The sequence below is a fragment of the Granulicatella sp. HMSC31F03 genome, assembly GCF_001807725.1.
Lineage (GTDB): Bacteria > Bacillota > Bacilli > Lactobacillales > Aerococcaceae > Granulicatella > Granulicatella adiacens.
This window is the reverse complement of record NZ_KV790861.1, coordinates 1-6,841: the sequence shown is the minus strand read 5'-3', so window position 1 is coordinate 6,841 and position 6,841 is coordinate 1. Positions and strand designations below refer to the sequence as shown.

The window sequence follows — 6,841 nt, the reverse complement described above, 5'->3', positions numbered from 1 at the left end:
ACTGTTGTACCGTAGCGCTCTGCGATACCGCTCAATGTATCTCCCGATACCACAGTATAAGTAGTAGTGGTATAGTTCACAGACGTCCCTGAAGAGGAAGTGCCTCCAGTTGTATACGTCCCTCGAACATTCAAGATTTGTCCCGCATAGATTTTATTAGCATCTTTAATACCGTTGATTGCTTTTAATTTTTCCACTGTTGTATGGAATTTAGCTGCAATACCGCTCAGTGTATCTCCTGCTTTAACAGTGTATTTTTCCCATGATCCTGAAGCTCCTATGATGTTGCTATTTGAATTATTAAACATAATTTTTTCCTTCTTTCTTTTATAAAAATTTGTTTTTACATGTTGAGTCAATCAATTCCCGATTGGTGATTCTCGTATCTTCATTTTGTATCTCTCCTTTCACTTAATCGCCTTTTTGAATGACAAAATCGGACAATTTTTCAAAAAATTTTTTTAATAATTTTATCCTCTGCCTTTCATATCTCAGTCGACAAAATCACTAAAAAAATTAACCCTCTGAAAAATTTATTTAAAAAGCCCACTAATGAACAATCATTAGTAGGCTCACTTTCTTAACTTAACAACTCATTCACCCGTTGTTGTACTGCTTGATAATCGTACCCAGCATTTTCCAATCGTGCTTGACGGTCAGAACCATTTCCCCAATCGCCTTGGATGACTTGTAATGCAATCTCGTCCAAGTTTACGGATGGTATGTCCCCACTTAACATGCGGTTAACAATCTCTTGAATCGTATCAACGTTATAACCTGCATTAGACAAACGTGTCACACGATGACTACCATTCCCCCATAATCCTTTAATGACTTCTCGTGCAATATTTTCATCTGACTGACTGCTATATGGCATGTTATCTGATTCAATGGTACTTGGAGATACGGTAGAACCTCCTAACATCTCATCTACAGTACTGCCAAGGCTTGCAAAGTAATTCATTCGATTCACAAAGTATTTCTTCACACTTTCGGTACTTCCCCCATGTAACTCCATACTTCTGTGAGGGCACGTTGTAGGTACAAACTCATGATGAAGCCTTACTGTCTGAGGTGTAATAGGTAAACCATAGAACAATAAATCTTCCGTAGCTTGCATGAGTGTTACATCTTCATTCTGTAGAAATTCAGTGTCACTCACTTTCATACTTTCGCATACTTCATAACCAATCGAACGACAGTTACTCCACCAATCTCCAGTATGGTAACCGATATTAAACGTATCTACTACTCGAGCAATACAATCTCGATTACAATAATAATGCGCGATTCCCAATGCCTTGTCTCTATAACGTAACCAATCGATATATTGTTTTGGTGTCATAGATCCTGCATCGTTATGAATCACGACGAACTCCAAATTGACTAAACGACCACTATCACTCATTAATGTTTCATTGATTCTTTCTACCATTTATTTTTCCTCCTCTTTTTTATTTAACTGTTCCAAAATATTTTGTAATTTAATTGGGATAGGAAGTCCCAATTTAGTAGCATTCTCAAGAATTGAAATTCCTTCGTTCGATAGATAGAAAAAAATAACAGCTGCTCTAAGAACTCCTGCTCTGCTTAGGATATGCACATCTAAAATATTAGCAATACCTACCAACGTGAAAATGACAATCTTTCTAGCAATCCCTTTAAATCCGACTGAACTAGATAGTTGTTTCTTATCTATCGCGTTTAACATGCCAGTAATATAGTCCAATACTACAAATGTCACCAAAGCATACAGTAACCCGTCCATCCCTCCTAAAAACCATCCTAAAATTCCTCCCAAAACAGACATCCCATCTTGAATATTCATTAATGTTGTTTTCATTGTTTTCCTCCTTTTACGCAGTTCACTTCCACATATATACGGTTGCAAATTATCATAATTGTCTACTTTTTTTATAGCTGGCTTCATCTCGTTACTTGAATGACCATCCCAACCACGATCTTCATTCTCGAATCTTGTCATCGTATCTAAATTAAAAAAACTTAGATGATTTCCTACCCCAAATCCACCAACTTGTGGAAGAGGTAAATCGATACTTCCTCCTACTTTTTCACTTATTGAAAACTTACTATCTCTTTCCTCTAACCTGACTAGTGTTCCCCCTTACACATCACAGGCAAAAAAATTGGGCAGGATTTTAACCCCACCCAAATATTTTTTAATAATGTTCCTGGATTACAGCCTTTGCCTTGTCAAGATGCTTTTTCACCGCTGCAGAGGATACTCCCATAATTTTTGCGATTTCACTTTGTTTGTATCCTTCCATATACTTCAATTCGATTACTAAGCGTTGCTTCTCAGTTAATCGTTCTAACACTGTTTCCATTCGTTCTGACCAGTCAAAAGAAGCAGTCGATTCTTTACAAGCAAGAGTTTCAATCAGACGCTTATCTGGATCAATCATCCCATCATTATCAAAGTCTAATGACAGGTTATAATTCCTTGGAAATTCTTCTTCCACGGCATCATTCACAATATACTTATTGGGTTCATAACCGTGTTCTCTCTTGAAGTTTTCTATGAAGCTCTTTCGCCACTCTTTAATTGCAGCTTTTTCCTCGTTTGTTCTTTCGGGTCTTAGATTCTTGAGGTTATAGTAAACCTCACTATCATCTATCGAGTGTAACAACTTGATATCAATCTCTGTGACATCATCCTCTCCAGGTTTAATGACGATTATTCCTCTTGATGTTTTGTATTTGTAGACCATTCGGTCTTCTTTTTTTGTCTTACGGATTCTCATTAGAAATCCCTGCCTTTCTGCCGTCAGCAATAAAGGCAAGAGATACAAAAATAGCCGATACTAGATAAAGTACCGACTATTCATTCCCAAAATTAGCTATAGGAAAATAGAGGTACTTCATATAGCACCTCACAGATATTAAATCCATGAGAACTTTATGATGTATCTCATTGCCCTATAGCTAATCAGGCTCTGTGATATTTTTTGTAGACCGATTATTTAAATCAGTCACTATTTCCTTATAGAAGGTTAATTTTTAGAGCATACCTTCCGCTCTTTTTAGTTTGTGCTAGTGCAATTCTGGCTACAGAGTTTGCTTTCTTACTGACACCACAATTACGAAAAGCTTTGCTGGCTACTGTCTTAGATGTGTGCTTTTGTGTTCTTTGCCATCATTTTTAACCACCTTTCTGTGTTTGCTTTATTGAGATATGCAAACACATATTTCACTTCTATAATTGTGTAGTTTTTTGTGATATAATTTACTTAATAGATTTAAGCTCGTGACATCACTTACCTACAATTAAATTCTATAAAAATATCCATCAAAAGTATTTCCCCCAAAATTGGCGTGGAATTACTCTGAAATTTCCCATTTCTCAGAAAGGAGATATTCTTTTGTCAGAATTTACTATTTCGGCTTATATAACGATCCTAAAAGCAGGTATGCAAGATACCCAAGAAAATGTGACTCGCATATTATTTGATTCTGTTTGCTTATCTATGAAGAATCCCGTGGATTTAAAACCCAAATTTATTACAAGTTTGATTCAGCGAAAGGTTGACGTACAAAATGAAATAAAAAAAGCTTCAGCCGACCCTGAGATCATTGCTAAAGCTGAAGATTATTTTGATAATGTAGTATTTCCAAAAATAAATTTTAATTTAATCGATGATATATGCCATCAACTAAAACTTTTATATTCTAATGATATCTCGGTTCCTTCAAATAAGAAAGCCGATTTAGATAACTTACTAGCATCTAATAATCTTGGAATTTTCCTTTGTCAATGTTTCTTATACGCATTAAATAGAGATAATAAGGCTCTTGATCAGGAATTGAGAACTGATGATATTCCACTCTTATCTGAAGTGGATTATCAATGTCCACTCTGTCACTCTCCACTTATTAAAAAAATAAAAAACAAGAGTGTGAAAAAATATGAAATAACTAAAATTTTCCCGAATGATTTATCTTCGGATAAAAAGGATTTATTTATTGCCAATAGAACACCAGCCGTACATTTAGATTCTTCTGATAACATGATTGCATTATGCTCAGATTGTTCTGAATCATATTTGTTAAAACCTGAATTAGATGAATACATAAAATTATTTGATTTAAAGGAGTATGCTAAAAAGAACTATCAGATCCAGGTGCAACTATCTACTTTGAATCTTGAGGATGAGATTAAAAATATTATTAATAGCCTATACGACATTGATTCCAATACTGTAATACAAAATTTTAGACTTGATCCCTTATTGATAAGTGAGAAAATTGATCCATCATGTTTTGTCTTAAAGCAAACCGTTACTTCATATGTTTTGCAATATTACAAATTCATTCGCAAACTGTTTTCTGAATTAAATAGTTTCTCAGAAAATAGGTTCAATATCATCGCTTCTGAAATAAAACTAGCATATGAGACAATCCATCCTACTTGTAACTCTCAAGAAGAAATATTCGCAAAAATCTCAGAATGGATTATGAAACAACTAAACATGCCTAATTCACAGAAGTACAGAATTTCTTGTGATATTGTAGTTGCATTTTTCATTCAGAACTGTGAGGTGTTCCATGAAATTACCTAGTAAAGTAACTCCATTTAAGGAAAGTATTGTTGCTAAGTTTATACCTGTTTTAGATAACTTGAAAACTGGCCCTTTATCACCATCTGACCTATATAAAGCAGTAAAAACGAAAGTTAACAATATGTCTGAATATATGGAGATTTTATACTGTCTGTTTATACTCGAAAAAATTAAACTAGATGAACATGAGGAGGTAATCCATTATGTTAAAGATGATGAAGAGTGATTCCTTTATAGAAAAAGGGGAAAAACGAAAACCGATATATTTCCATAAGGGATTAAATGTTGTAATGGGTAATGATACAGGGGCAAACTCTATTGGCAAATCTACTTTTCTGATGATTATAGATTTCATTTTTGGTGGTGAAGACTACATTAAAAAGTCTATACATATTCAAGAAGAGGTAGGTCCTTACTCCTTTGAATTTGTCTTTGACTTTGATGGTACTGAGTACTATTTTTCAAGATCTACTGGAGATTTCGCAAAAATAATTATATGTGATTCTAACTTTTCTCCCTTAAAAGAAATCAGTATTGATGATTATAACAAGTTTCTAACTGAAAAATATGATTTAAACTTGCCAGGTTTGACATTTAGGGGAGCAGTAAGCAGATTTTTTAGAATTTATGGCAGAGATACCTGTGATGAAAATCGTCCTATAAAATCTGCTCTTAAAGAACCTGATTCAGCTGCTATTAACGGCATGATTAAATTATTTGACAAATATTCAATAATTGCTGAAAAGAAAAAAATCTATGAGGATGCTAAAGAAGAAGAAAGTGTATTTAAAAAGGCAAAAAATATGAGCTTATTCTATCTGTACACAACAAAAAAAGCTTTGAAAAAAATAATAAAAGAATAGAAATTTTACAAAGCGAATTAAAGGACCTAGTAAAAGATAATTCTGAGGGCTTACTGGACATAGACTCATTAAAGGCAAAAGAGATTGCTGATTTAAGATTACAATTATCGCATTACAAAAGACAAAAAGCTATCATTAATTCCCAACTAAAGAGTGCTGAGCTTGATAAAAATTTTAGTAAAATATCATATCAAAATACTTATGAGCAGCTTTTAGAATTTTTCCCAAAAGTAAATCTAGAACGTTTAGCAGAAATTGAAGATTTTCATAGAAAAATTTCAAGAATTCTAAATAAAGAATTTAAAGAAAATGAAGAAAAACTTTTGAATCTTCTTGAGGTTACAAATTCAAAGATTTTTGAGCTTGAAGCAAAGTTGAAGGATCAAAAGTCTCTTCCCAATGTTACTCAAGCAATACTAGAAAAATATTCAAATCTACAAAACGAGCTTACGAACATACAAAAAGCAAACGATAATTTTATTAAAGCTGATCAGTTAAAAGAAAGGAAAGACACTCTAAAAGCTGAACTTGATAATTTAATCGTAGATGTGATTACACAATTTCAAGACGATCTAAATAAGCGCATGCACCAGTTAAATGATGAAATTTATAATGGAAGAAAAACTTCCCCTACTCTCAATATATCCGATGCAGATCACTATACGTTTTTTACGCCTAAAGATGGTGGGACTGGTTCGAAATATAAAGGGTTAGTTCTTTTCGACTTAGCTGTAATGGAACTAACAAAACTACCTGTAATAATACACGACTCTTTTTTATTAAAACAGATTGAAGACTTCGCATTAGAAAAAATATTACAACTTTATACAAAAACAAAAAAACAGGTTTTTATCGCTCTTGATAAAGGAACTTCTTACACTAAAGGTGCACAAGAAATATTAGCTAAAAACACTGTATTAACTTTAAAACCTGGAGGATCTGAATTGTTTGGTAGAGCTTGGAATGAGGTTCATTCGGATCATAAAGAGAGTGAATAATAAAAAGTTATAGAACCATAAACGTGTAGCTTATTCTATCGATAAAAATAATAGTTCTATAATTTTTAGGGTTGATGGAAATTTTCCACAACCCTATTTTAGTGTATACAAAAAGGCCAACATCCATTATATTAAAAGCGCCTAAACCTAAAACAAAAGGATGATGACCATATGAACAATATACTAGAAGCCACGCTACAAATCAAAGATAAAAACATTATCTGGGATAATACAGTTCAAGAGAAGACATTTAAAAAGAGAAAATCTTTATTTTATTCAGCTACATATACGCATAAACCAGAATTTTGTACGGTTTGTGGATGTGTTAGCCAAAATAATAATATCGTAAAAAACGGCACGAAAATCTCTCGTATCACTCTCTGTTCTGTTTCAGGCCTAC

General features: G+C 33.3%; 8 protein-coding genes and 1 pseudogene. 5 read left to right on the top strand and 4 right to left on the bottom strand.

Annotated elements, in window-relative coordinates; all coding sequences use genetic code 11:
* The 4 genes from HMPREF3106_RS06200 to HMPREF3106_RS06185 form a co-directional block, all read right to left on the bottom strand.
* On the bottom strand, positions 1-308 hold a 308-nt coding region (locus tag HMPREF3106_RS06200), incomplete at its 3' end, for a LysM peptidoglycan-binding domain-containing protein (RefSeq protein ID WP_148129417.1).
* Positions 309-580: 272 nt separating this feature from the next.
* Complete coding sequence (locus HMPREF3106_RS06195; RefSeq protein ID WP_070445080.1) at positions 581-1,435, bottom strand: N-acetylmuramoyl-L-alanine amidase; 855 nt, start codon at positions 1,433-1,435, stop codon at positions 581-583.
* The gene (locus HMPREF3106_RS06190) at positions 1,436-1,843 is read right to left on the bottom strand and encodes a phage holin family protein (protein ID WP_070445077.1); all 408 of its coding nucleotides are present in this window, start codon (positions 1,841-1,843) and stop codon (positions 1,436-1,438) included. It abuts the gene before it with no gap.
* Between the two features lie 337 nt (positions 1,844-2,180).
* The gene (locus HMPREF3106_RS06185) at positions 2,181-2,765 is read right to left on the bottom strand and encodes an RNA polymerase sigma factor (RefSeq protein ID WP_070445075.1); all 585 of its coding nucleotides are present in this window, start codon (positions 2,763-2,765) and stop codon (positions 2,181-2,183) included.
* 618 nt (positions 2,766-3,383) lie between these two features.
* Here HMPREF3106_RS06185 and HMPREF3106_RS06180 point away from each other — a divergent pair.
* The 5 genes and pseudogenes from HMPREF3106_RS06180 to HMPREF3106_RS06165 all read left to right on the top strand — a co-directional run.
* Positions 3,384-4,580, top strand: a complete 1,197-nt coding sequence (locus tag HMPREF3106_RS06180) for an ABC-three component system protein (RefSeq protein WP_070445072.1) — start codon at positions 3,384-3,386, stop codon at positions 4,578-4,580.
* On the top strand, positions 4,567-4,806 hold the full coding sequence (locus HMPREF3106_RS06175; RefSeq protein ID WP_070445069.1) for an ABC-three component system middle component 7: 240 nt from the start codon (positions 4,567-4,569) through the stop codon (positions 4,804-4,806). The genes HMPREF3106_RS06180 and HMPREF3106_RS06175 overlap by 14 nt, the downstream gene beginning before the upstream one ends.
* A complete protein-coding gene (locus HMPREF3106_RS09310) occupies positions 4,784-5,443 on the top strand; it encodes an AAA family ATPase (protein ID WP_083281616.1) in 660 nt (219 codons plus the stop codon). The genes HMPREF3106_RS06175 and HMPREF3106_RS09310 overlap by 23 nt, the downstream gene beginning before the upstream one ends.
* 323 nt (positions 5,444-5,766) lie before the next feature.
* Complete coding sequence (locus HMPREF3106_RS09305; RefSeq protein ID WP_083281615.1) at positions 5,767-6,441, top strand: DUF2326 domain-containing protein; 675 nt, start codon at positions 5,767-5,769, stop codon at positions 6,439-6,441.
* Positions 6,442-6,612: 171 nt separating this feature from the next.
* A pseudogene (locus tag HMPREF3106_RS06165) lies at positions 6,613-6,841 on the top strand (ISL3 family transposase); the annotation flags it as partial.